We start from the raw sequence: 24,695 nt of genomic DNA, 5'->3' as shown, positions 1-24,695 counted from the left end.
GCAATAACAACCAAAGGCACAGATACGCCCACCTTCTTATCAGGACACACATATGCAGGTAGAAAGCTTTTTCGAATGGTTGGGCCAGGCGCTCGGTTCCGTCATCCGCTTTATCGTCGACGGGCTCAGCGGATTGTTCGGAGCCTTGACCCACGCCGGCGGCAACTTTGTCGAAGGCCTGTCACGCACATTGGGCATGGACACCTCGATCATCAGCATCCTCACCCTGATCGTCGGCCTGCTGTTTCTGTACTCAGCCGTACGCGCCTTCATGCGCGCTTCGATCATCTTTGGGGTGATCTGGCTGATACTTGGCCTGTGGCTGCTCAGCTGGGTCGTCCACTGAACCCAAAAACACCCAGCCACTGTAGGAGCGAGCTTGCTCGCGAAGGACGTCAACGATAACGCTGACATCCGGAATAAACGCGGTGCCCTTGCGTTCTTCGCGGGCAAGCCCGCTCCTACAGTGATCAACCGTCAAATTTCAGCGTCCCTTGATCACCAGATCCGCCGGCGTCTCCCCCACCGCCTGCCAGTTCGGCCGATACATCGACTCCACCTGCGGCGGTGGCACGCGGTAAGTACCCGGTGTCACGGCACGGGCCAGGTACAGCAAGTGCGTGGTGCCATCGCCGTCAAGGTTGATGGCCGCCACGTAACGGTCATCACGAAACTCCTGATGCTTGAGCGCCGCGTTCTGCATCGACTCACGCCACTCCTTCACCTGGCTGCTGGCGTTTTCCAGGCTGGCGGCACTTTGTGCCAGGTTCTGGTTTTCCAGCTCCAAGCCCGCAGGCAACAGATCGACCACCAAGGCATCCGGCACGCGCTGCCTGGCGCTCACGGCCAGGTGCACCAGCACCAGGTCGCCGCTATTGAGGTTGCGCAGGTTCAGCGGTTGGCCATTCATGCCCAGGTATTCCCGGCGGATGCTCAGGTTGTCGCCACCCGGTGCCGGTGGCACCTGGGGATAACCCGAGATCGTCAATTGCTGGTAGACCGGCACATCGCCCTGATTGGTCAGGTTCAGATCGCCAGAAAGCAGCTTGCCTTCCAGGTCCAGCGTCGACTGTTGATTGTTCAGCTCATGTTCCCCACCGCTGCCATTGAGCAGGACCTTCCAGGCAGACTCGGGCTGGGCGAACCCCAGGCGCCCGGCCAGGAACAGCGAATTGCGCTCTTGGGTCGACAGGTACGGGCTGGCCGCCAACTGATCGGACAGGCTAAACAAGCGCTCCTCACGCTTGCCCTTGGCCAAGTCGTTTTCTTCCAGCAATGCCAGGATCATCGCCTGATCGCGCAGCGGGCTGCCGTAGTCGGCCAGCCATTCCTTGGCGCTGCGTTGCGCCGCCAGGCCGGCCAGCAAGGCTTGATCCGCACGGGGCTGGTCACCCATCTTCTGTAATGCGATGGACAACTGCACCAACGGCAACCCGGAACGCGCGTCGCTGCGCCGCTCGAAAATACTGCGCAGCGCCCCCAACGGCGCCTGCTGACTGCGCGCCAGTACCATGCCGGCGTAGGCCTGCACGGCAAAGCGCGTGTGGTCAGCGTTGTCGCTGTAGTCGACTTCGATCAGGTTGCGCTCCTGCACATAGCGCAGCAGGCGCTCGCTGGCTTTTTTCAGCGCTTCGGGTGGTACAGCGAAGCCCTGGTCACGGGCACGCAACAGGAAGTCGGTGACATAAGCCGTCAGCCAATATTCCTCTTCGCCATCGGCGCCCCACAAACCGAAGCTGCCGTTGTAGCGCTGCATGCCCAGCAGGCGTTCGATGCCCAGCTCGATCTTGCGTTTGCGCTCGGCATCCGGCTCGCCCTTGATGCTCAAACGCTTGAGCAGCGCGTCGTCGGCGTACAGCGACGGGTACAGACCACTGGCGGTCTGCTCCAGGCACCCATACGGGTAGGCCTTGAGCGCCGATATCTGCGCACCCAGGTTCAGCGGCGGCCGGCTCGACAGGCTCAGCAGCGCCTCACGCCCAGAGGCATCGAATTGATCCAATGCGCCGGCGGGCAAGCTCCACGGCTCGCCCTTGAGCACCGCGCGGTAATGCTTGAGCAACGCCGGGTAGGCCGGGCGCACGCCCAGGGTCCATTCGCGGCTGAACGGCGGCAGGTTCTCACCGGGCAGGTCCAGGCCATTGACCGTGACCTTCACCTTGCCTTGACCCAAGCCACCCCAGGCTTTCACCGGGATACGCAGGGTGGTGCGCTGGCCTTGCTTGAGCTCGACGCTTTGCGCGCCGCTGTTGACCAGCTCCAATTGCCCTTCGGCACTCAGTTGCAGATCGAGTTTCTGCGCCTTGCCCGACAGGTTGGACAGGTCCAGGGCCAACGTCGTCTGGTCACCGCCGGCGAGGAAGCGCGGTGCCGACAGCTCGGCCACCAGCGGCGCGGCGATCAAGGTCTTGCCTTCGGCCATGCCGTAGCGGTCATCGCTCCAGGCCTGGGCCATCAGGCGCAATTCGCCGTTGAAGTCGGGGATGTTGACGCTGACTTCACCCTCGCCCTGCTCATTCAAGGTCACCGGTGCGCTTTGCAGGGCGACGATGGTCACACTGGTGTCCGGACGCTTGCCGCCCTTGGCCAGCGCGGCGTCGCCCCCAAAGGCCAGGCTGGCCAGGCGGCCCTGCCCGGCTTCGATCAACTGGCCGTAGATATCGAACTGGTCCACGCCATAGGCCTTGCGGCCGAACAGGCTGGAGTACGGGTCCGGCGTCGGATATTCGGTGATATTGAGGATGCCCACGTCCACCGCCGCCACCAGCACGTGCACCTGTTTCGGCACGCTGCCATCGGCGTTTTTGGCGGCGACCTTCACCGTCAGCGGTTGTTTGGGGCGCATTTTTTCCGGCGCGGCCAGGGTCACGCCAAGCTTGCGCTGGGTGCGATCCAGCGGCAGATGCAGCAGGCCTACCGCGCGCTTGGGGGTGATATTGGCTTTGCGCTCGCCGGGACGAACCACCAGGGCGCTGACGTACAGGTCATGGCGCGACCATTTCGGATCAAGCTTCACGGCAAAGCTTTTACCTTCGGCCGGCACGTCGATTTCCTGCCACCACAGCGGCCCTTCGGCGGATTCCACCAGCAGGTAGCCTTTACCGGCAGCCGGCGGCGTGACCGTGACGTTGGCGGTGTCGCCGTCGCCATAGGCGGGTTTATCCAGCGCCAGCTTGACCTGATCGGGCCGCACGGCGCCGCCTTCGGTGTTGTCCTGGGCCTGGTAGCCGGCCCAGAAGCGCAGGCTGCTGACCAGGCCGGTCTGCGGGTCTTCGACCTCGACGCGGTACGGGCCCCACTCCACCTGGAAGCTGACCTTGGCAGTATCGCCGGCCTTGATGCTCAGGGTCTGTTCATCGAGGTTTAGGAATTTCTCGTTGTAGTGATAGCTCCAGCCATCGCTGTCGGAGTAGTTCCAGTAGTAGTCACGGCGCTCGCGTACCAGGCGGACCTTGAGGTTTTGCGCGGCGAGTTTCTGCCCGTCCTGGTTGGCCAGCAGCACTTCGAATTCCGCCGGGCCGTCGCCATTGGTTTCCTTGCCGTCAAACAGGCCACGCAGGCCCGGCAGTTGCTCGGCCGGCCAGATCGGCTGTACCAGGCGCCGGGTGATCGGCCGTCCGCCCGACTCGTGCAGGCTGGCTTGCACGATCAGTTGCAGGGGAGATTTGGCCTCCGCCCATTTGCTTTCCAGGGTCAGTTCTTCCTGGCCCTTGGCGTCGAGCACGCTTTCGTCGAGCTCGAAGTCCTGGCTCAGTTCTTCTTCGGTGACGGAGCCGAATTGATAGCCCGGCAGCGACTTGACCGCTTCGCGCAGGGGGCGCACATAGACTTGCCCGCTGACGCGGTTGCCCGACGCCGGCGCACCGTAGAGGTAGCGACCGTTGACCTTGATCACCGGGTTATCCGCCGGGCTCAATGCCGTGTCGCTGCCCTTGAGTTCCAGCGCCAGGCGCTCGGGCAGGAAGTCTTCGACGAGGAACTCATACAGCTGCGGCTTGCCATCGCCCAGGTCGAACACCAACTGCCAGCGGCCGGTCGGTGCTTCGCCGGCCAGTTGCAGTTGATATTGGTAGAGGCCCGAGGCATCGGCATCCCAGACAAACTTGCGGCTCACCTGTTCGTCCGGGCGACGCACTTCGACGCTCACCGGTTGCGGCTTGACCGCGTTGCCGTCCTTGTCCCGCAGCAGGGCGTTGAGCAGCACGGTTTCGCCGGGGCGATACAGGTCGCGCGGGCCGAACACAAAGAATTGCAACGGATGGGAAGGTTGGCCGCCGATATCGAACTCGGCCAGATCCAGCGCGGCACTGTCCAGGCGCAGCAGACTGGTCTGCTCACCCTGTTTGGCCAGCAGCACCTGGGCCTTTTTCGGCAACGGCAACTCAGCGTGGCCGCCCTTCTCGGTCTTGCCCTGGCCCAGCACACGGCCGTCGGCATCGAGCACTTCAAGGTCGACGCCATCCAACGCCTTGCCACCTTCCAGCGCCTGGGTAAACACATCCAGGCGATTGGCGTAGCGGTGCACCGACAGGCCGATATCGCTCAAGGTAAACAGCGTGGCCGGTTGCGAATAGTTGTAGGTGCCCGAAGCGCGCATCACCGCCAGGTACACGCCCGGTTGCTGCAATTGCTTGAGGCCGGCGATCGGCAGCAGCAGGGTTTCACGGGTATTGCGCGCCGGGTTCAGGTCGAAACGGCCGCCGTAGACCAGGTCGGCCAGCGGCAGCAGTTCGCGGGATTCATAACTTTGCAGGCTGGTATTGCGCCCCCACTGTGCCAGGAACGACGGCAGGGATTCGGGCTTGATCCGGAAGAATTCAACGTCGATCTTGTCGACGTTCAGCGCGATCACCGGCAGGCCTTCGGCCAGGCGCGTCGGCAACAATGTGCCACGGCTGGCGAAGCCGACGGTGGCTTGCAGGTCACGGGTTTCCAGGCGCGCGATGTACTCGGCGGCGAGCGTGTTGGCGTTGACCGCCTTCACCCCGGCATCCACCGTCAGCACCAGTTTGCGCTGGGGCTCCAGGTGGCGCAGGCGCAGTTCCATCAGGTTATCGGACAGCTCCCAGGCGCCATCGACCTTGCCGGACTTGCTGTCGACCAGATGGAGTTTGTCGGCAAACTTCTGCTCCGGATCCAACGGAATGGAAAAACTCACCGACAAGGTGCTGGCCCCGTCCAACTGCACCTCGGACACGTCCACCACACTCAACTCACGCCCGGCATAGCGCTGCTTCAGCGCCGCCACATCCACCGCCGCCTTGGCCGGTTTCGGCGCCGTCGCTACGGTGGGCGCAGGCGGTGCTGCCGGTTTATCGGAAGAATCGCAGGCGCTCAGCAGGGCCAGCGCGCAGGCCAGGAACAATCCTTTGTTAAGCATGGGGCACTCGTAGTCAGAGGGAACCGAGGGGTGAACTATATATCAGCGCCGGCCAAGCCGATGTGGCGCTGGTCACATTGACCGACGGAGGGTGAGTTGGTTCTCAACGGTCTCAAGTCCCAGCCAAATCCCACGGACATTGGGCCCCATGCCACATTGACCCTGTTGCGTTGCCAATGGCCGGTTACAATGCCGCTCCCCCAAGGAGCCTGCATGTCCACCTTACTCACCGACTGGCGCGACCGCCCTACCCATCGCCGCGTATGGGCTTTGGCTGCGCCGATGATCCTGTCGAACATTTCGGTGCCGCTGGTGGCGTTGGTCGACAGCATGGTCATCGGCCACCTGCCCCACGCCCACCAACTGGGCGCCGTGGCCGTCGGTGCCAGCTTGTATACCTTCCTCGCCTGGGCCATGGGTTTTCTGCGCATGGGTTCCACCGGTTTCGCCGCCCAGGCCGCCGGGCGCAAGGACGGTGCGGCACTGCGGCAAATCCTGCTGCAAGGCTTGCTGCTGGCGCTGGGGTTGGCGATGGTGCTGGGGACCGTCGGCATTCCGCTGAGCCATCTGGCCCTGGAATGGATGCAGCCTTCCCCCGAACTCAATCAACTGACCCGCGAGTTCTTCCATACCCGTCTGTTCGGCCTCCCCGCCGCCCTGGCCAGCTACGCGCTGGTGGGCTGGTTCCTCGGCACGCAAAACGCCCGGGCGCCATTGGCAATCCTGTTGACCACCAACCTGGTCAACATCGCCCTGAACCTGTGGTTTGTACTGGGCCTGGACTGGGGCGTGGTCGGCTCGGCCCGCGCATCGGTGATCGCCGAATGGACCGGCGCCCTCCTCGGCCTTGCCCTCACGCAAAAAGCCCTGCGCGCCTACCCCGGGCATATCGCCTGGGCCGCGTTGAAACGGTGGCAAAGCTGGCGCCCGTTGCTGGCGGTGAACCGCGACATCTTTATCCGCAGCCTGGCGCTGCAGTCGGTGTTTTTCATGATCACCGTGCAAGGCGCGCGATTGGGGGATGCGACCGTGGCCGCCAACGCCCTGCTGCTCAACGGCCTGCTGCTGACGGCCCATGCACTGGACGGTCTGGCCCACGCAGTCGAGGCCCTGTGCGGCCACGCCATCGGCGCCCGCGACCGCCACTCACTGCGCCGTTCATTGGTAGTTGCAGGTGGGTGGTCGCTGATCGCCAGCGTCGGTTTCGCGCTGTTATTCACGGTTGCCGGGCACCTGTTTATCGCCATGCAGACCGACATCCCCAGCGTGCGCGACACCGCCGATATCTACCTGCCGTATCTGGCGCTGCTGCCGTTGATTGCGGTGGGGAGTTACCTGCTGGACGGCCTGTTTATCGGTGCCACCCGTGCGCGTGAAATGCGCAATGGGATGCTGCTGACGTTATTGCTAACACTGCCGTTTGCCTGGGCGTTGCAAGGCTTGGGCAATCACGGACTGTGGATCACTTTCCTGCTGTTCATGACGTTGCGCAGCCTGACCTTGGGCGTCATCGCCTGGCGGCTCAAACGCCAGGACCAATGGTTCAACTGACCCTACCTGTTAGTTCTGACAGGTTACAAACCGACATTCCAAGCGTTGAATGGTCAGGGATCTACCCTTTCATATATGCATGGAGAGTCGGATATGAACATCACAAAAACCCTGTGGGCTACCATCGCGTGCGCGCTAGTGACCATCGCCGGATGCACCAGCGGGCAAGGGCCAACCAACACTGCAGGCATATTGCAGGTCAAAAACGAGAGCCAGTTCAATATGATGGTTAACCAAGGCACAGAGCTGCACCCTCTTGCCCCAGGAGCATCGATTGAACTGCCGATCAATAGCAGGGGCGTCAACGTTTCCCGTAGAAACAGCAACGTTGACAGGATTGACCAAGTCAAACTTGAGTTCAACCCAGGCCAATGCGCGTTCTACTTGTGCCTGATTGTGCGCTGACCTGTCAGCAGGAACCTTGCATATGCTCAATGAGCCTGCGCCACATCGGCTTATCGGCTAGGCACAGATGCAATAAACCCCGTCGCCCGATCCAGCACCGGCGCCAGCCAGCGCAACGGCTTGGCGATGGACGCGACCAATGTCACGTGGCTGGTTCGGGTGAAATAAAACACCTCGACCGGCCCCCCCGCTTCCCGCAGTTTTTTCGCCAACCCACCCGTGTTGCGGGTGGGGTTGACGAGCGTGTCATCGGTCGAGGCAATCAACAGGCTTGGCGGTGCATCATGGCTGACATGGTTGATCGGCTGCGACTCCGGCGGTGAGTCGGGGAAGAAGAACACCGGGCGCACGTCCTGGTTTTCAATCGGCAAGAAGTCATAAGGCCCGGCCAGGCCGATCCAGCCTTTGAAGATCGACGGCGCCAAGCCCACTGCCTTGAGCCAACGCCCATCCAGCGCCAACATCGCGGCGTTATAGGCGCCAGAGCTATGGCCCATCACGTAAAGCTGCTTGGGATCTGCACCGTATTCAGCGCTGTGGTTGACCGCCCACGCAACGGCCTGGGCGCCATCCTGGAGAAACGCGGGGTAACGCACCTGCGGGTACAGCCGGTAATCGGCGATCACCGCCACAAAACCTCAGCAATAGCAGTGTTCCAAATGTGGGGTGGGCATGCCCCCGATGGCCATAGGTATCTACACAACTCTTAAAGGCTGACACATAACTCTGTGGTGAGCGGGCACGTCGAATCGTCGCACCGCCCCTTCCACAGTTGGATGTGTTTCAGCTCAGCTTACGAGGACAAGTACGACGACCGCGTCAACCCAAGGCGCAAGGCATCAAGGAACTGGGTACGTTCCGACGCGGAGATCTTCGCGCTCGCACACTTGTCACGGTAGTGCGTCATCAACTCCTCCGGCGACAAGTGCACGTAGCGCAGCATGTCTTCGATGGTGTCGTGGGTCTCGATCCCGGCGCTGTACACCGAACCGTCTTCGCGCTGGTAGATGTTCACCGAGTCGGTGTCACCGAACAGGTTGTGCATGTCGCCAAGGATTTCCTGGTAGGCGCCGACCAGGAAGATGCCCAGCAGGTAGTCTTCGCCTTCGTTCAAGGCGTGCACCGGCAGGCTGGTCTCGATGCTCTGCTCGTCGACGTATTGCTTGATCTTGCCGTCGGAGTCGCAGGTCAGGTCTTGCAGCACGGCGCGGCGCAGCGGCTCTTCGTCGAGGCGGTGCAGCGGCAGGATCGGCAATACCTGGCCGATGGCCCAGGTGTCCGGCAGGCTCTGGAACACCGAGAAGTTGCAGATGTACTTGTCGGCCAGCTTGTCGTTGAGTTCGTCCAGCACCTGGCGGTGCGAGCGCTGGCGGGCTTTCAGCGAGTTGTGCAGGCGGCGGCACACGGCGAAGTAGCACTGTTCGGCCAGGGCTTTTTCGGCCAGGGTCAGTTTGCCGTCGGCGTACTGGGTGGCCACGTCGCTCATGTAGTGGGTGGCGCGCCAGTAGGTTTCGGTGACCATCTCGATGTCGGTCGGGCCCAGCAGGTCTACCAGCCACTGCACGGTTTCCGGCAGGCTTTCCTTGTTTTCGATGGTCGGGATTTCGTCGTTGTGTTTCTCGACGTCGGTCACCTGCACCACCAGCATGGCGTGGTGCGCGGTCAGGGAGCGGCCGCTTTCAGAGAAGATATTCGGGTGCGGCAGGCTCTGCGCGTCGCAGAATTCCTTGAGCATGCCCACGACCACACCGGCGTAGTCGTCCATGTCGTAGTTGATCGAGCTGGCGTTACGCGAGTGAGTACCGTCGTAGTCCACGCCCAGGCCACCGCCGACGTCGATGTGATCCACCGGCAGGCCGAGGTTGCGCAGTTCGCCGTAGTAACGAATGGCTTCCTTGAACCCGTGCTGGTAGTCGGCCAAGTTGGCGATCTGCGAACCCATGTGGAAGTGCAGCAGGCGGATGCCCTGGTCCAGGCCCGCCGCGCGGAAGCGCTCGACCACCGACAGCAGTTGCGCCGCCGACAACCCGAACTTGGACTTCTCGCCACCGGTGTCCGCCCACTTGCTCGACGCCAGGGAAGACAGGCGCACGCGCAGGCCCACCTGTGGCTTGACCTTGAGGCTGGCGGCCTCTTCGATCACCAGTTCAACCTCGGATTCTTTCTCGATCACGATAAATACGTTGTGGCCGAGCTTCTGGCCCATCAGCGCCAGGCGGATGAACTCGCGGTCCTTGTAACCGTTGCAGACGATGGTGCCGCCCTTCGGCGCCAGGGCCAGCACGGCCAGCAGCTCAGGCTTGGAGCCGGCTTCGAGGCCGATGGAAACATTCTGGGTGGCGATGATGTTCTCGATCACCGCTTCCTGCTGGTTCACCTTGATCGGGTACAGTGCGGTGTACTTGCTCTGGTACTCCAGGCGCTCGATGTTGGCATCGAAAGCGCCGGTCAGCTGGCGTACACGGTCTTGCAGGATGTCGGGAAAACGCACCAGCAGCGGCAGGGAAAGGCCGCTCTTGCGCAGCTCGTCCACTTGCTCGTAGAGGTCGACGGGTGTGCTGTTCGGGCCGTTCGGACGGACTTCAACGCGACCGGCATCATTGATCGCGAAATACCCGGCCCCCCAATGGCGAATCCCGTAAACACTGCGGCTGTCCGCAACTGTCCATTGGCTGCCATCGTCTTTGCGTGTGCGTCGTACGGACATCGAAGTCCCCTATAAATGAAGGCGAAGGCGCCACCTCTCGTTCGAGGCTGGCGCAGTCTAAAGAATGAAAATGACGATTTGCCTGTAAGCAAGGTAGACCCCACTCGCAGGACAGAGTTTAGACACAGGTTGGGAAGAGGCTTTCAGCCGCCGGACTTCTTGGCCTTGTAACCAAGCCTGATCAGCTCGGCCAACAGCAGTTCGACGTGATCGCCCTGGATCTCGATGACACCGTCTTTCAACGCGCCACCGGTGCCACAGCGCTTTTTCAGCGTGGTGGCCAGTGCCTTGAGCGGCTCTTCGGCCAACGGCACGCCGGTGATGGTGGTCACCGTCTTGCCGCCACGGCCTTTGCTTTCGCGGCGCACGCGGGCAATACCGTCGCCTTCGGGGATCAGGGTCTGTTTGCAGGTACACGAATCCACGGGCTGACGACAGTCCGGGCAGTGTCGACCTGCGTCGGTGGAAAATACCAGGCCGCCGAGGGCGGCGAAGGATGCGGCTTTTTTGGCCACCGGCAATCCTCTCGGGAGGACAAAGACTGATCGGCCTCCGCTAAGGGACGACCGACCGCGAAGCCCCACTCAGGCAGGGGCAGCGCTACCGAGCCGCCAAGGCTAACCCCCACCTGTAGGAGCGAGCTTGCTCGCGAAAATCGTCAACGATGAAGCGTGCATTCCGAATGCACGCGGCGTTCTTGAGTTTTTCGCGAGCAAGCTCGCTCCTACAGTGATCCCAGGGTGAAACAATGGCGGTTCGGGTGAAAAGTCGCGCAGTGTAACGGCAAAAAGCCCACTTGCTAAGAGCCAAATGGCGCCAATTTATGCAGCTTTAGCGACGCGAGGCCAGATAGCGCCGCAAGCCCTCCTGGGCGTCCGGGCAGTAAGGCTTGTGCTCGGCTTCCTGCAGGACCGTTTCTACGGGCAAAAAGCGCGCCTCCATGACTTCTTCAGGCTGCAGGCGCAATGGCCCATCCCAGATCGCCGAGTAGGATTTGCACCAGAGCCGACTCTCGCCATCCTCAAAGTAGAAATGGTCATGCTCGGTCAGTTCCACCCCGCCAACACCCAGTTCCTCTTCCAGCTCGCGGGCGGCAGATAACGCGTAGGACTCTCCCGCCGCGACCATCCCGCCCGCCGCCGTATCCCAGAACCCCGGGTACAGGGCCTTGCTCAGGGTGCGCCGATGCACGCACAGCTCACCCTTGGAATTGAACAGGAAGATAAAGGTGCAACGGCCGATCAGGCCGCGCTGGCGCAAATCGGACCTGACGAGGTGGCCGAGCAGGTTGTCCCGCTCGTCGACCCAGCAGATCAGTTCGGCATCAGAGGCCGCACGGTGCGCGGCCTCGTTTTGAGCTGCGTCCATCATCAACCCTGGTTGAGCAGTTGACGCAAATCGATCACCGCCGCGTTGGCCCGGGAAATGTAATTGGCCATGACCAGCGAATGGTTAGCCAGCACGCCGAAACCGCTGCCGTTGAGGATCATCGGGCTCCAGACCGGCTCTTGCGAAGCCTCCAGCTCACGAATGATCTGCCGCACGCTGACGGTGGCGTTCTTCTTGGCCAGCACGTCGGCAAAGTCGACTTCGATGGCACGCAACAGGTGGGACAGCGCCCAGGCCTGGCCACGGGCCTCGTAGAACACGTTATCGATCTGCATCCAAGGGGTTTCCACCACTTCTTCGTCGACCTGCGGCACTTCACCCGGCGCCAGGGCTTCGGTTTTCAGTGCGGTGTTCAATTTGACCCGGCCCACGCTGGCCGACAGGCGTTGCGACAGCGAGCCCAGGCGGGTGGCCACATCGCCCAGCCAGTTGTTCAGGTTGTCGGCGCGGGCATAGAACAAGGCGCCACGCTGATTCGGGTCGGACAGGCGTGCTTCATAGCGGTTCAGGGAGTTGATGCCCTCCTGGTACTCCGACTCACTGGACGGCAGCACCCAGCTCTTGTTGTCGAAGTTGAAGCGCGGCTCGGCCTTGGCCAGATCGGCGTCTTCGGCCGACTGCGACTGGGAGCGGGCGAAGTCTTTACGCAAGGCGCGGGTCAGGTCGCGCACCTGCACCAGCACGCCGTATTCCCAGCTGGGCATGTTGTCCATCCACAGGCCCGGCGGGAAACGGTCGTTGGAAATATAGCCACCGGGCTTGTTCAGCAACGTGCCGACCACGGTCTTGAGGGTTTCGACGGTGGTATAGCCCACCACCATCTGCTTGCCTTCCTTCTCGGCGGCAAGTTGCGCATTCTGCTGGACCGGGAACAGCGCCGGCTCTTCGCTCCAGTACCAGCCCAGGGCGCCGGTGACCAACAGATACAGGCCGAGCACGCTGAGCACGGCTCGGCTCATCAGCAGGGTACGAAAATAGCTGCGGTTGGCCGACTTGGGCTCAGGGGCAGGGCCTTTGGCACTGCCCGCACGGTTTTTCCAGTCCAGCATGGCGATATCCTTTCAATCACTTGAGTTCATGCACTTGAATTGAGGGCGTGCGTTCAAACACTCCGACCACAACCCTACCCCATCGTGCCCGCCCATGCGGGGCTTTTCACCAAACGTGCATACGGCAAGCATTCGACTATAAAGGATGCACGCTTTTTAAGCTGCGCGACCGTCAGGTCACCAACTGAATATCAGGGACACGCAGTTAATTGACATATGACACTCATCCCATTGGAAAGAGGTGCTAGCATAGAGCCATCAGTTCGACCTCAGCATGCACCCTCACTAGTAGTCAGGATATGACCGAGCCAGAAGACCCCAGCCGTGAGCGTCTCAAGCAGCATTTTGCCCAGCGGGTAATTCATCAGGCACGTCAAATTCTTGAGATCTGGCAGCGCCTGCAACGCAGCGAATGGTCAGGCGCCGACCTCTCCGAACTCAGCGAGGCCAACCTGCGCCTGCAACGCTTCGCCGAGCGCTTCGAACAACCCGAACACGGCCAACTGGCCCGGCACATCGGCGAATCGCTCAAGGCCGTCGACGAAAACCGCGGACGCCTGAGCAGCCACCTGATCACCGAACTCAACCGCTTGATGCAGCGCCTGTCCCGCACCGGCCTGCGCCAGGGCGACCAGCTGGAACAAACCTTCCTGCCGCCGATGCGCAAGCCGATCTACGTGATGCTGGCCGATCACGACCGCGCCGAGCGCCTGGCCAAGCAGCTGGAATTCTTTGGCATGAGCGCCCAATCCCTGGACAGCGTCGCGGCGTTTCGCGCGTCCCTGGCCGAGCGCCTGCCGTCGGCGATCGTGATGGACGTGGATTTCTGCGGCGCCGGCCTGGGGCTCAAGCTCGCCGCCGAAGCCCAGGAAGGCCTGGAGCATAAACTGCCGCTGTTGTTTTTCAGCCTGCACGAAACCGACACCCCTACTCGCCTCGCCGCCGTGCGCGCCGGCGGCCAGGAATTCCTCACCGGCACGCTGGAAGCCTCCAGCCTGCTGGAAAAGATCGAAGTACTGACCTGCGTCGCCCAGTACGAACCGTACAAAGTGCTGATCATCGATGACTCGCGGGCCCAGGCGCTGCACACCGAGCGCTTGCTCAACAGTGCCGGCATCGTCACCCGCACCTTGATCGAGCCGATCCAGGCCATGGCCGAGCTGGCAGACTTCCAGCCCGACCTGATCATCCTCGACATGTACATGCCGGCCTGTACCGGCACCGAACTGGCCAAGGTCATTCGCCACAATGACCGTTACGTCAGTGTGCCGATCATCTACCTGTCGGCCGAAGACGATCTGGACAAGCAGCTGGACGCCATGAGCGAAGGCGGCGACGACTTCCTCACCAAACCGATCAAGCCGCGCCACCTGATCACCACGGTGCGCAACCGCGCCGCCCGTGCGCGCAACCTCAAGGCGCGGATGGTGCGCGACAGCCTGACCGGGTTGTACAACCACACCCATATCCTGCAATTGCTTGAAGACTGCAGTTTCCGCGCGCGCCGCGAGAACAAGCCGTTGAGCTTTGCCATGCTCGACATCGATCACTTCAAGCGGGTCAATGACAGCCACGGCCACCCCATGGGCGACCGCGTGATCAAGAGCCTGGCGCTGTTTCTCAAGCAACGCCTGCGCAAGACCGACTACATCGGCCGCTACGGCGGTGAAGAATTCGCCATCGTGATGCCCGACACCGACCTGGAATCGGCCTGCAAGGTACTGGATGAAATTCGTGGGCGCTTTGCCGAGATTCACTACCCGGCGCAGCCGCAGGATTTGTGGTGCACCTTCAGCGCCGGGGTGGTGGAGCTGTGTGACGGCTCCGACAGCCTGATGATGGCCGCCCAGGCCGACGAGGCGCTGTACCGCGCCAAGGATGCCGGGCGTAACCGCGTGCAAGCGGCGCGCACGTCAAAGCAAAGTGCCACCTTTTCACCAGAATCCACTGATTCCGTCATAACCCTGTAATGAAAACGCAATAACTTCAGGCACTTACCTTTTGCTGTCGGTTGATACCCCGCATGCGCCTGAAGCTGCTGACCAATCTCAATACCCTCCTGCTGGTGGCCGTGTGCCTGGCACTTGGAGCGACGCTGTGGTGGTCGCAACGGGCGCTGGAACGGCCTTATTTGCTGATGGAACGCTACCTCGGCCTGTCACAGACCTTCCAGAACCAGGCCGCACGCAATATCGACGACTATCTGGGCAGCGGTGATGCATTGCGCTTGAGCAGCGCCAGCCAGAGCCTGGAAAGCCTGTTGCAGCACCTGGATGAACTGCCCGCCGACCTCGCGCAGAACCTGCGCCCCAGCCTTGCGGACCTGGATGCCTTCAGCAAGACCGACCTGCTGGCGGCCGGTAAGTTGGCAGGTGACCCACAAGCCCTGTTGCTGCAGGCCGAGCGGGAGCTGGGCGCCAACCTGGAGCAGTTGAGCCAGTACGCCAAGGGCGTCAACAGCGCCGAGGCCGCGCGCTACCTGCCGCCGCTGCTGGCGGCCTCACAGCACCTGGGCAAGCTGTCCCTGGCTCGCGACAAACTGGTGAGCAGCGGCCGCGCGGAACTGGCGGACGATGTGGAACGCGAAGTCAGCAATATGCGCAGCCAGGCCGACCTGCTGGAGCAACTGCCATTACTCGGGGTAAAGGCCAGCGCAGAATCCAACACCGATGACTTTTCGGCCTTGATGGGCCTGGAAAACAGCGCAAAAACCGAAGCCCAGGACACCGGCGTCGACCTCAAGCGCGAACTCAACGGCCTGCTGGCCCGCTACCCCGCCGAACTCCAGCGCACCCGCACGCAGATCCAGCAGCGTGCCGACCTGGCCGCCGCCACCCACTTGAAAATCGCGGCCGTTCAGCAGGCCATCGCCGGCCTCGAGCCGGCGGTGCGCGCGCAACACGGTAAGATCCAGGGCGAAGTGCGCCTGATGCAAGGGGTGATGATCGGCCTGATTCTGCTGATCGCCCTGTTGATCGACACCCTGCAGCGGCGCCTGGCGCGGGTGCTGACCAACCTGGCCCCCGCCTTGTCGACCTGGGGCGAGGGCAACTTCAGCCAACCGATCACCTTGGGCAAGACCAACCGCGAACTGCGCGACATCGAAGCGTCCCTCAACCGTTTACGCGCCTATCTGGTGGATCTGGTGGGTACCATCCGTGGCAATGCCGAAGAAGTGGCCGGCAGCAGCCGCGCCCTGGCCGAACTGAGCAGTGGCCTGCACGACGGCGCCGAGCGCCAGGCCGGGGATACTGCGCAGATTCGTGACTCCCTGGGCGAACTGGAAGCCACCATCCAGCAAGTCGCCGGTGATGCCAGCCAGGCGGCCGGCGCCAGTCGCAGCGCGGGCCAGGCGGTCGAGCAAGGCCAGCGCGTGATCGGCCTGAGCCTGACCGGCCTGCACGCGCTGGTGGGTGAAGTGCAGCAAAATGCGCAGATGATCGAAAAACTTGCCGAGGAGTCCGCCACCATTGGCGGCGTATTGACCGTGATTCGCTCGATTGCCGACCAGACCAACCTGCTGGCGCTCAACGCCGCCATCGAAGCCGCACGCGCCGGTGAGGCCGGGCGCGGCTTTGCCGTAGTCGCTGACGAAGTGCGCACCCTGGCCCAACGCACCGCTGGCGCCACCGCCGAAATCCAGGGCTTGATCACCGGCCTGCAAACCGCTGCGCACCAATCGGTGCAGGGCATGCGCGCCCAGGTTGAACACGCCGAGGCTACCGCCCAGCAAGCCCAGGCTGCGGATGGCGCGCTGGATGAAATCGTCGGCGCGATCCAGACCATTTCCGACACCGCCGTGCGGATTGCCGATGTAACGGCGCAGCAAAGTGGCGCCGTGAGTGAGATTCGCGACAACAGCGAGCGGATTCATCAGCTCGGCGAGGATAATTTGCTGCGCATCGGCCAGGGCCGCAGCCAGGGTGAGCATTTGCTGGTGCTGGGTGGGCAGCTCAATACGGCTGTGCAGGCGTTCCGTGTCTGACCGGCCCCATGAAGATCCAAAATCAAATGAAGATCAAAATGTGGGGGGCTTGCCCCCGATAGCGGTGGATCAGTTACAGATGCGAGACTGACACACTGCAATCGGGAGCAAGTCGAATCGTCGCACCGCCCCTCCCACATTTGATCTCCACGGGATTCAAGGGCGTATTACCCATGACCGGATCCCGACCCCCAGTCACAAATTTTGCGCAATCCTCGCTAATCGTGTCGCCTACTGCATAGAACTGGACAGTCACAAAGGCTTTGCGGCATAGTCGCCGGGTTCTGCCTTGCCCACATCAATAACAAGGAACAGCCGATGGCGACCTTACTGGTTCTTCACGGACCCAACCTGAACCTGCTCGGCACCCGTGAACCGGGCGTCTACGGGGCAGTGACCCTGGATCAGATCAACCTTGACCTGGAACGACGGGCACGTGAAGCCGGCCACCATCTGCTCTACCTGCAAAGCAATGCCGAGTATGAATTGATTGATCGCATCCATGCCGCCCGTGGCGAAGGCGTGGACTTTATCCTGATCAATCCCGCCGCTTTTACGCACACAAGCGTTGCATTACGTGACGCGCTGCTGGCGGTGAGCATCCCATTCATCGAAGTGCATTTATCGAACGTGCACAAACGCGAACCTTTCCGCCATCACTCCTACTTCTCCGACGTTGCGGTAGGAGTGATCTGCGGCCTTGGCGCCAGCGGTTACCGACTGGCCCTGGAGGCCGCCCTGGAACAGCTTGAAGAACAGGCCAAGCGCCCCTGACCGACCCTTGGGAGTTGATGATTCATGGATATCCGTAAAGTTAAGAAACTGATCGAACTGCTGGAAGAATCCGGTATCGACGAGCTGGAAATCAAGGAAGGCGAAGAGTCCGTACGGATCAGCCGCCACAGCAAGACCCCGGCCCAACAGTTCTACGCACCACAGATGCAAGCACCGGCACCGGCTGCTGCTCCGGCCGCCGCGCCTGCTGCCGCCACCGCACCTGCCGCACCGGCAGCCCCTGCGCTGAACGGTTTCGTGGTCAAGTCGCCAATGGTCGGTACGTTCTACCGCACCCCGGCACCGACCTCGCCAGCCTTCGTTGAAGTAGGCAAGACCGTGAAAGTGGGCGACACCATCTGCATCGTTGAAGCGATGAAGATGATGAACCACATCACGGCCGAAAAAGCCGGCGTCATCGAATCCATCCTGGTAGAAAACGGTCAGCCGGTTGAGTACGACCAGCCGCTGTTCACCATCGTTTGAACCGCGGAGCGCCTTCGATGTTGAAACCTGCGAAGAAACTGCAAAAAGTCCTGATCGCCAACCGCGGCGAGATCGCGCTGCGTATCCTGCGCGCCTGTAAGGAAGAGGGCATCAAGACCGTCGCTGTTTACTCGACGGCCGATACCGAATTGATGCACGTGAAACTGGCGGACGAGAGCATCTGCATCGGCCCGCCACTGGCCACGAACTCGTACCTGAAAGTCTCGAACATCATCGCCGCCGCTGAAGTGACCGGCGCTGATGGCATCCACCCGGGCTACGGCTTCCTCGCGGAAAACGCCGATTTCGCCGAACAGGTGGAAAAATCCGGGTTTGCCTTCATCGGCCCGAAAGCCGAAACCATTCGCCTGATGGGCGACAAGGTCTCGGCCAAGGACGCCATGATCGCCGCCGGCGTGCCAACCGTTCCTGGCTCCGACGGCCCACTGCCTGAAGACGAGGAAACCGCACTGCGCATTGGTCGCGAAGTCGGCTACCCGGTGATCATCAAGGCCGCCGGTGGCGGTGGTGGTCGCGGCATGCGCGTGGTGCATAAGGAAGAAGAGCTGATCGAAGCGGCCAAGCAGACTCGCTCCGAAGCGGCTGCCTGGTTCGGCAACCCGATGGTCTACCTGGAGAAGTACCTGACCAACCCACGTCACGTGGAAGTGCAGGTACTGTCCGACGGCCAGGGCCACGCCATCCACCTGGGCGATCGCGATTGCTCGCTGCAACGTCGTCACCAGAAGGTGTTGGAAGAAGCCCCGGCACCGGGCCTGGATGAAAAAGCGCGTCAGGAAGTCCTGGCCCGCTGCGTCAAGGCGTGCATCGACATCAACTACCGTGGCGCCGGTACCTTCGAGTTCCTCTACGAGAACGGCCGTTTCTACTTCATCGAGATGAACACTCGTGTGCAGGTAGAGCACCCGGTGTCGGAGATGGTCACCGGTATCGACATCGTCAAGGAGATGCTCAGCATCGCCGCCGGCAACGTGCTGTCCTTCACCCAGGACGACGTGAAGATCCACGGCCACTCCCTGGAGTGCCGGATCAACGCCGAAGACCCGAAGACCTTTATCCCAAGCCCTGGCCTGGTCAAGCATTTCCACGCGCCCGGCGGCAACGGCGTACGTGTGGATTCGCACCTGTACAGCGGCTACAAGGTTCCGTCCAACTACGACTCGCTGATCGGCAAGCTGATCACCTGGGGCGCGACCCGCGACGAGGCCATGGCCCGTATGCGCAATGCCCTGGACGAAATCGTGGTCGACGGCATCAAGACCAACATCCCGCTGCACCGGGACCTGGTTCGTGATGAAGGCTTCTGCGAAGGTGGTGTGAACATTCACTACCTGGAACACAAGCTGGCCAACCAGTAAGTGTTCCACCCAACAAAGCCGCCTTCGGGCGGCTTTGTTGTTTCTGCACACCTGTTTTCCAGGATGCACACCGCCCCTCCCACATTTGGTCCGCATTCACTCAGTAATGTCGTCTTATGCTGTTCGCTCGCGTAAACTTGCGCGCTTTCGCAGCCTACCCCGCTGCACACTCATTTTTTTCAAAGGTGCCCGCCATGCCTTGGCTGCAAGTCCGTCTCGCCATCAGCCCAGAACAAGCCGAAACCTACGAAGACGCGTTCCTCGAAGTGGGCGCCGTCTCGGTGACCTTCATGGACGCCGAAGACCAGCCGATCTTCGAACCCGAGCTGAATACCACCCCGCTGTGGTCCCACACCCATCTGCTGGCCCTGTTCGAAGACGGCACCGATGCCGCCGCCGTACTGGCCCATATGGAATTGCTCACCGGCAGCCCGTTGCCCGAGCATCACAGCGAAATCATCGAAGACCAGGACTGGGAACGCAGCTGGATGGACAACTTCCAGCCGATGCGCTTCGGCCAACGCCTGTGGATCGTGCCGAGCTGGCATGCCGCCCCGGAGCCGAACGCGGTCAACCTGCTGCTGGATCCGGGCCTCGCATTCGGCACTGGCACCCACCCCACCACCGCGCTGTGCCTGGAGTGGCTGGACGGCCAGGACCTGACGGACAGCCACGTGCTGGATTTCGGCTGCGGCTCGGGGATCCTGGCGATTGCCGCCCTGTTGCTGGGCGCCAAGGAAGCCGTGGGCACCGACATCGACGTGCAGGCCCTGGAAGCGTCCCGCGATAACGCCGGGCGCAACAACATTCCTGAAGGCAAATTCCCGCTCTACCTGCCGCAGGATTTGCCCCAGGTGCAGGCCGACGTGCTGGTCGCCAATATCCTCGCCGGCCCGCTGGTGTCCCTGGCGCCACAACTGTCGAGCCTGGTCAAGCCGGGCGGGCGCCTGGCGCTGTCGGGCATCCTCGCCGAGCAGGGCGAAGATGTCGCCGCCGCCTACGCCAAGGATTTCGAGCTGGATCCGATCGCTAACCGTGATGGCTGGGTACGCATCAGCGGGCGTCGGCGCTAGAATGAGCGCTTGCCTGAATCGGATGGCCGCATGACCGACAGTTTCGTCACCCAGTGCCCGCATTGCCAAACCCGCTTTCGCGTCAACCACGCCCAATTGAGCGTGGCTCGCGGCGTGGTTCGCTGCGGCTCGTGCCTGCAAGTCTTCAACGCTGCCCGCCAGCTGCTGGAGCAGCGCGCCCAGGCGCCTGCGCCGGAGCAGCCGGCCACGATCGAGCCCGTGCGCGAAGCCGCGCCTGAGCCACAGCGGGCAATCAGCCAGAAGCAGTGGAGTGCCGAAGAGCTGGACCTGGACAACCTGGACCTGGACCAGGAACTGGCCAAGCTTGAACGCCGCGAGATTCAGCACACACTGCCCGTGGGCGCAGAACGCCGCCAGCCCGGCGCCGACCGCCGGCAGAAAGAAGACGCTCTCAGCGCCAGCCGCGAAACCGTCAAGGCCGAAGAAGAAAAATGGGCCGCCAGCCTGTTCAGCGAACCGCCTGGAGAACGCGCCAACGCTTCCGAAGACGAACCTGAACCGGCCAAAGCCCCTGCGACCAGGCAGCGCACCGAGCCCTCCATGTCGTTGCACCTCGACGATGAGCCTGCGCTGCGCTCAACCCCGGAAGATGAACACTCCGACCCGCCGTTCACGCCCCTGACAGCGGCAGCGGATGAAGCGGAGCCCGAAGAGCGTGTGCAATCCCATCGCAAGCGCCCACGCCCCGAGGCCGGCGTCCATGACGACCTGCTCCAGGACCTGGAAGACGACCCTCTGCACCTGTACGCGCAAAAACGCCCGCAGGGCCTGGGCCGTCGCCTGATCTGGATACTGCTGGTACTGATCGCCGCCGCCGGCCTGGCTGCGCAGTACATTGCCTATCAGTTCGACGATCTGGCCCGCCAGGACGCTTACCGCCCATGGTTCCAGCAACTGTGCCCCACACTGGGCTGCACGGTGCCGTCGCGGGTCGATATCGCCCATATCAAGAGCAGTAACCTGGTGGTACGCAGCCACCCGGAGTTCGCCGGGGCGCTGGTGGTGGATGCGATCATCTATAACCGCGCGACGTTCTCCCAGCCCTTTCCGCTGCTGGAACTGCGTTTCGCCGACCTCAACGGCAACCTGATTGCCAGTCGTCGCTTCAAGCCCGCCGAATACCTGAGCGGCGAGTTGGCCGGGGTGAGCGAAATGCCATCACAAACCCCGATCCATATCTCCCTGGATATCCTCGATCCGGGCAATAAAGCCGTGAATTACAGCCTGAGCTTCCACTCGCCCGAGTGAATCGGCCTACGCACCGTCGCTTGACGGTGGAGTATTGACTGGGCCCCGCCCATCCAAACCGGCGGCGATAAAGAAATAACTGTTCAGATTTTATCCAATTCAGCCTTTATCCAGTCATCGAGAGCGGGTATCATGCCAACCCTTTTTCGAACTCTAATGATCCGGCCCCACAACAGGGAAGTCCTATGTCGGCGGTACGCATCGGCCCATATACATTGCAGAATGGCTTGATTCTCGCCCCGATGGCGGGCGTCACCGACCAGCCCTTTCGTCAGCTGTGCAAGCGTTTGGGCGCGGGTCTAGTAGTCTCGGAAATGGTCACCAGCGACATGAGCTTGTGGAACACCCGCAAATCGCGGATGCGCATGATCCACGAAGGTGATCCCGAGCCCCGCTCGGTCCAGATCGCCGGGGGTGATGCGCAGATGCTGGCGGATGCGGCCCGGGCCAACGTGGAGTTGGGCGCACAGATCATCGATATCAACATGGGCTGCCCGGCCAAGAAGGTCTGCAACAAGGCCGCCGGTTCCGCGCTGTTGAAAGATGAGCAGTTGGTTGCCGAGATCCTGCAGGCCGTTGTTGCCGCAGTGGATGTGCCGGTGACCCTGAAGATTCGTACCGGTTGGGACCGGGACAACAAGAACGGCCTGACGGTGGCGAAGATCGCCGAACAGGCAGGCATTACAGCGCTGGCGGTGCATGGTCGCACCCGCGCTGACCTTTACACCGGTGAAGCCGAGTACGACACCATCGCCGCGATCAAGCAGGCGGTGTCGATGCCGGTATTTGCCAATGGCGACATCGACTCGGCCGAAAAAGCCCGGCGCGTGCTGCACGCCACCGGTGCCGATGGTGTGTTGATTGGCCGGGCCGCCCAGGGGCGGCCGTGGATTTTTCGTGAGGTCGAGCATTTCCTGCGTACGGGTGAAGTCCTGCCGGCGCCGGAACTGGTCGAGGTGGAACGTATTCTGCTAGAGCATCTGGCTGCACTTCACACCTTCTATGGAGAGGTGATGGGCGTGCGTATTGCTCGCAAGCATGTGGGTTGGTATCTCGCAACCCTGCCAGGCGCCAGGGAGTTTCGCGCCGGGTTCAATCGTTTGGATGAAACGCAAGCACAGGTCACCGCCGTTCGTGAGTTTTTTACCGAACGAGACAAGAGCCTGAGAGCAGGGGACGGAGAATGGGTGGCCGCATGACGATGATGACCGAGACTTTAGTGAGTGGAACAACACCCGTGAGCGACAACGTCAATTTGAAACAGCACCTCAACACGCCGAGCGAAGAAGGCCAGACCCTTCGCGGGAGTGTCGAGAAGGCGCTGCATAATTATTTCGCCCACCTTGAGGGCGCTTCCGTCACGGACGTGTACAACCTGGTGCTCTCCGAAGTCGAGGCGCCCCTGCTCGAAAGCGTGATGAACTACGTCAAGGGCAACCAGACCAAAGCCAGTGAGCTGCTGGGCCTCAACCGTGGCACCTTGCGCAAAAAGCTCAAGCAATACGATTTGCTGTAAGCATTCAATCAAACCAGAAAGGCGCCCGCGTAAAACCGGTCGCCTTTTTTGCTGACTCCTTTGCTTTTGATGGAAATTGAAATGACCGACCAGACTACCCGCCTGCCGATCCGCCGCGCCTTGATCAGCGTCTCCGACAAGACCGGGATCCTCGAATTTGCCCGGGAGCTGGAAGCCCTGGGCGTGGAAATCCTCTCCACGGGCGGGACCTTCAAGCTGCTGCAGGACAACGGCGTGGCCGCAGTGGAAGTGGCGGACTACACCGGTTTCGCAGAAATGATGGACGGTCGCGTCAAGACCCTGCACCCGAAAATCCACGGCGGCATCCTCGGCCGTCGCGGCATCGACGACGCCATCATGACCGAGCACGGCATCAAGCCGATCGACCTGGTGGCCGTCAACCTCTACCCGTTCGAAGCCACCATCAACAAGCCAGGCTGCGACCTGCCGACCGCCATCGAAAACATCGATATCGGCGGCCCGACCATGGTTCGCTCGGCGGCCAAGAACCACAAAGACGTGGCCATCGTGGTCAACGCCAGCGACTACGCCCACGTGCTGGAAAGCCTGAAAGCCGGCGGCCTGAGCTACGCCCAGCGTTTCGACCTGATGCTCAAGGCGTTCGAACACACCGCCGCCTATGACGGCATGATCGCCAACTACATGGGCACCGTGAACCAGGCCGCCGAAACCCTGAGCACAGAAGGCCGCAGCCAGTTCCCGCGCACCTTCAACAGCCAGTTCATCAAGGCCCAGGAAATGCGCTACGGCGAGAACCCGCACCAGAGCGCGGCGTTCTACGTGGAAGCCAAGCCTGCCGAAGTGGGCATCGCCACTGCGACCCAACTGCAAGGCAAAGAACTGTCCTACAACAACGTGGCCGACACCGACGCCGCGCTGGAATGCGTGAAGAGCTTCGTCAAGCCGGCCTGCGTGATCGTCAAGCACGCCAACCCGTGCGGCGTGGCCGTGAGCCCGGACGCTGAAGGCGGCATTCGCCAGGCGTACGAACTGGCCTACGCCACCGACACCGAATCGGCCTTCGGCGGCATCATCGCCTTCAACCGTGAACTGGATGCAGAGACGGCCAAGGCCATCGTCGAGCGTCAGTTCGTCGAAGTGATCATCGCCCCTTCCGTGAGCGAAGAAGCCCGCGCCATCGTGGCCGCCAAAGCCAACGTGCGCCTGCTGGCCTGCGGCGAGTGGTCGGCTGAACGTGCCGCTGCCTGGGACTACAAGCGCGTCAACGGCGGCCTGCTGGTACAGAGCCGCGACATCGGCATGATCGGCAGCGCAGACCTCAAGGTAGTGACCAAGCGCGCCCCGACCGAGCAAGAGATCAACGACCTGATCTTCGCCTGGAAAGTGGCCAAGTACGTTAAATCCAACGCCATCGTCTACGCCAAGAACCGCCAGACCATCGGTGTCGGCGCTGGCCAGATGAGCCGCGTGAATTCGGCGCGTATCGCCGCGATCAAGGCCGAGCATGCCGGTTTGCAGGTGGCCGGCTCGGTGATGGCGTCGGATGCATTCTTCCCGTTCCGTGATGGCCTGGACAACGCCGCGAAAGCCGGCGTGACTGCCGTGATCCAACCGGGTGGCTCGATGCGTGATGCCGAGGTGATCGCCGCTGCTGATGAAGCCGGCATTGCCATGGTCTTCACCGGCATGCGCCACTTCCGTCACTGATCCAAATGTGGGAGGGGCTTTTTGTGGTGAGCGGGCTTGCCCC

General features: G+C 62.1%; 18 protein-coding genes and 1 pseudogene. 13 read left to right on the top strand and 6 right to left on the bottom strand.

Annotation, left to right across the window (positions count from 1 at the left end):
• Nucleotides 1-52 precede the first annotated feature (52 nt).
• Nucleotides 53-346, top strand: coding sequence for a hypothetical protein (locus tag Q8X51_RS22600; RefSeq protein WP_027607987.1), 294 nt, complete (start codon nucleotides 53-55; stop codon nucleotides 344-346).
• Nucleotides 347-484: 138 nt separating this feature from the next.
• Here Q8X51_RS22600 and Q8X51_RS22595 read toward each other — a convergent pair whose 3' ends face one another.
• Nucleotides 485-5,380 (bottom strand): alpha-2-macroglobulin, encoded by a 4,896-nt coding sequence (locus Q8X51_RS22595; RefSeq protein WP_407693610.1) that lies wholly within the window; start codon nucleotides 5,378-5,380, stop codon nucleotides 485-487.
• 213 nt (nucleotides 5,381-5,593) lie between these two features.
• Between Q8X51_RS22595 and Q8X51_RS22590 the strand changes: the two genes are divergently transcribed.
• Both Q8X51_RS22590 and Q8X51_RS22585 read left to right on the top strand, forming a co-directional pair.
• A complete protein-coding gene (locus Q8X51_RS22590) occupies nucleotides 5,594-6,931 on the top strand; it encodes an MATE family efflux transporter (RefSeq protein ID WP_065925554.1) in 1,338 nt (445 codons plus the stop codon).
• A 93-nt stretch (nucleotides 6,932-7,024) separates the two neighbouring features.
• Complete coding sequence (locus Q8X51_RS22585; protein ID WP_323146921.1) at nucleotides 7,025-7,336, top strand: hypothetical protein; 312 nt, start codon at nucleotides 7,025-7,027, stop codon at nucleotides 7,334-7,336.
• 50 nt (nucleotides 7,337-7,386) lie between these two features.
• Here Q8X51_RS22585 and Q8X51_RS22580 read toward each other — a convergent pair.
• The 5 genes and pseudogenes from Q8X51_RS22580 to Q8X51_RS22560 form a co-directional block, all read right to left on the bottom strand.
• Nucleotides 7,387-7,974, bottom strand: a pseudogene (locus Q8X51_RS22580) (alpha/beta hydrolase); the annotation flags it as partial.
• Nucleotides 7,975-8,129: 155 nt separating this feature from the next.
• On the bottom strand, nucleotides 8,130-10,043 hold the full coding sequence (gene speA / locus Q8X51_RS22575; protein WP_065925556.1) for an arginine decarboxylase: 1,914 nt from the start codon (nucleotides 10,041-10,043) through the stop codon (nucleotides 8,130-8,132).
• Nucleotides 10,044-10,186: 143 nt separating this feature from the next.
• Nucleotides 10,187-10,558, bottom strand: a complete 372-nt coding sequence (locus Q8X51_RS22570; RefSeq protein ID WP_027607992.1) for a translation initiation factor Sui1 — start codon at nucleotides 10,556-10,558, stop codon at nucleotides 10,187-10,189.
• Nucleotides 10,559-10,874: 316 nt separating this feature from the next.
• Entirely contained in the window at nucleotides 10,875-11,411 is a 537-nt protein-coding gene (locus Q8X51_RS22565; protein WP_065925557.1) for an NUDIX hydrolase, read from the bottom strand.
• A 2-nt stretch (nucleotides 11,412-11,413) separates the two neighbouring features.
• Nucleotides 11,414-12,391 carry a DUF2333 family protein gene (locus tag Q8X51_RS22560; protein ID WP_370671257.1) on the bottom strand — a complete coding sequence of 326 codons (978 nt, stop codon included), beginning with the start codon at nucleotides 12,389-12,391 and terminating at the stop codon, nucleotides 11,414-11,416.
• 389 nt (nucleotides 12,392-12,780) lie between these two features.
• On the opposite strand from Q8X51_RS22560, the gene Q8X51_RS22555 reads away from it, so the two are divergent.
• From Q8X51_RS22555 to purH, 10 genes are all read left to right on the top strand, one after another.
• Nucleotides 12,781-14,451, top strand: coding sequence for a response regulator (locus Q8X51_RS22555; RefSeq protein WP_074848656.1), 1,671 nt, complete (start codon nucleotides 12,781-12,783; stop codon nucleotides 14,449-14,451).
• A gap of 53 nt (nucleotides 14,452-14,504) precedes the next feature.
• Nucleotides 14,505-16,466: a methyl-accepting chemotaxis protein gene (locus Q8X51_RS22550; RefSeq protein ID WP_407693609.1), complete on the top strand. Its 1,962-nt coding sequence runs from the start codon at nucleotides 14,505-14,507 to the stop codon at nucleotides 16,464-16,466.
• Nucleotides 16,467-16,784: 318 nt separating this feature from the next.
• A complete protein-coding gene (gene aroQ, locus Q8X51_RS22545; protein WP_003171482.1) occupies nucleotides 16,785-17,240 on the top strand; it encodes a type II 3-dehydroquinate dehydratase in 456 nt (151 codons plus the stop codon).
• Nucleotides 17,241-17,264: 24 nt separating this feature from the next.
• Nucleotides 17,265-17,726, top strand: a complete 462-nt coding sequence (gene accB, locus Q8X51_RS22540) for an acetyl-CoA carboxylase biotin carboxyl carrier protein (RefSeq protein ID WP_123474023.1) — start codon at nucleotides 17,265-17,267, stop codon at nucleotides 17,724-17,726.
• Nucleotides 17,727-17,743: 17 nt separating this feature from the next.
• Nucleotides 17,744-19,105, top strand: a complete 1,362-nt coding sequence (gene accC / locus Q8X51_RS22535; protein ID WP_027607998.1) for an acetyl-CoA carboxylase biotin carboxylase subunit — start codon at nucleotides 17,744-17,746, stop codon at nucleotides 19,103-19,105.
• A 194-nt stretch (nucleotides 19,106-19,299) separates the two neighbouring features.
• Complete coding sequence (gene prmA / locus Q8X51_RS22530) at nucleotides 19,300-20,178, top strand: 50S ribosomal protein L11 methyltransferase (protein ID WP_027607758.1); 879 nt, start codon at nucleotides 19,300-19,302, stop codon at nucleotides 20,176-20,178.
• A gap of 30 nt (nucleotides 20,179-20,208) precedes the next feature.
• Nucleotides 20,209-21,447, top strand: coding sequence for a DUF3426 domain-containing protein (locus Q8X51_RS22525; RefSeq protein WP_137211582.1), 1,239 nt, complete (start codon nucleotides 20,209-20,211; stop codon nucleotides 21,445-21,447).
• A gap of 185 nt (nucleotides 21,448-21,632) precedes the next feature.
• Nucleotides 21,633-22,646 (top strand): tRNA dihydrouridine synthase DusB, encoded by a 1,014-nt coding sequence (gene dusB, locus Q8X51_RS22520; protein WP_407693608.1) that lies wholly within the window; start codon nucleotides 21,633-21,635, stop codon nucleotides 22,644-22,646.
• Entirely contained in the window at nucleotides 22,643-22,963 is a 321-nt protein-coding gene (gene fis, locus Q8X51_RS22515; RefSeq protein ID WP_002555375.1) for a DNA-binding transcriptional regulator Fis, read from the top strand. Before dusB ends, fis begins: the two co-directional genes overlap by 4 nt.
• An 81-nt stretch (nucleotides 22,964-23,044) precedes the next feature.
• Complete coding sequence (gene purH / locus Q8X51_RS22510) at nucleotides 23,045-24,652, top strand: bifunctional phosphoribosylaminoimidazolecarboxamide formyltransferase/IMP cyclohydrolase (RefSeq protein WP_065925563.1); 1,608 nt, start codon at nucleotides 23,045-23,047, stop codon at nucleotides 24,650-24,652.
• The last annotated feature ends 43 nt before the right edge of the window (nucleotides 24,653-24,695 follow it).

The sequence above is a fragment of the Pseudomonas sp. Yb2C2 genome (assembly GCF_052112325.1).
In the GTDB taxonomy this organism is placed as follows: domain Bacteria; phylum Pseudomonadota; class Gammaproteobacteria; order Pseudomonadales; family Pseudomonadaceae; genus Aquipseudomonas; species Aquipseudomonas marginalis.
Note: the sequence above shows the minus strand (reverse complement) of the source record. Positions and strands in the feature narration are given on the sequence as shown.

Excerpts from the sequence above, each read along its gene's own strand:
- speA (WP_065925556.1), bottom strand. The coding sequence starts at position 10,043 with ATGTCCGTACGACGCACACGCAAAGACGATGGCAGCCAATGGACAGTT.
- accB (WP_123474023.1), top strand. The coding sequence starts at position 17,265 with ATGGATATCCGTAAAGTTAAGAAACTGATCGAACTGCTGGAAGAATCC.
- purH (WP_065925563.1), top strand. The coding sequence starts at position 23,045 with ATGACCGACCAGACTACCCGCCTGCCGATCCGCCGCGCCTTGATCAGC.
- prmA (WP_027607758.1), top strand. The coding sequence starts at position 19,300 with ATGCCTTGGCTGCAAGTCCGTCTCGCCATCAGCCCAGAACAAGCCGAA.
- Q8X51_RS22555 (WP_074848656.1), top strand. The coding sequence starts at position 12,781 with ATGACCGAGCCAGAAGACCCCAGCCGTGAGCGTCTCAAGCAGCATTTT.
- Q8X51_RS22550 (WP_407693609.1), top strand. The coding sequence starts at position 14,505 with ATGCGCCTGAAGCTGCTGACCAATCTCAATACCCTCCTGCTGGTGGCC.
- Q8X51_RS22585 (WP_323146921.1), top strand. The coding sequence starts at position 7,025 with ATGAACATCACAAAAACCCTGTGGGCTACCATCGCGTGCGCGCTAGTG.
- Q8X51_RS22600 (WP_027607987.1), top strand. The coding sequence starts at position 53 with ATGCAGGTAGAAAGCTTTTTCGAATGGTTGGGCCAGGCGCTCGGTTCC.
- accC (WP_027607998.1), top strand. The coding sequence starts at position 17,744 with ATGTTGAAACCTGCGAAGAAACTGCAAAAAGTCCTGATCGCCAACCGC.
- Q8X51_RS22565 (WP_065925557.1), bottom strand. The coding sequence starts at position 11,411 with ATGGACGCAGCTCAAAACGAGGCCGCGCACCGTGCGGCCTCTGATGCC.
- Q8X51_RS22590 (WP_065925554.1), top strand. The coding sequence starts at position 5,594 with ATGTCCACCTTACTCACCGACTGGCGCGACCGCCCTACCCATCGCCGC.
- Q8X51_RS22560 (WP_370671257.1), bottom strand. The coding sequence starts at position 12,391 with ATGAGCCGAGCCGTGCTCAGCGTGCTCGGCCTGTATCTGTTGGTCACC.
- Q8X51_RS22525 (WP_137211582.1), top strand. The coding sequence starts at position 20,209 with ATGACCGACAGTTTCGTCACCCAGTGCCCGCATTGCCAAACCCGCTTT.
- dusB (WP_407693608.1), top strand. The coding sequence starts at position 21,633 with ATGTCGGCGGTACGCATCGGCCCATATACATTGCAGAATGGCTTGATT.
- Q8X51_RS22595 (WP_407693610.1), bottom strand. The coding sequence starts at position 5,380 with ATGCTTAACAAAGGATTGTTCCTGGCCTGCGCGCTGGCCCTGCTGAGC.
- fis (WP_002555375.1), top strand. The coding sequence starts at position 22,643 with ATGACGATGATGACCGAGACTTTAGTGAGTGGAACAACACCCGTGAGC.
- aroQ (WP_003171482.1), top strand. The coding sequence starts at position 16,785 with ATGGCGACCTTACTGGTTCTTCACGGACCCAACCTGAACCTGCTCGGC.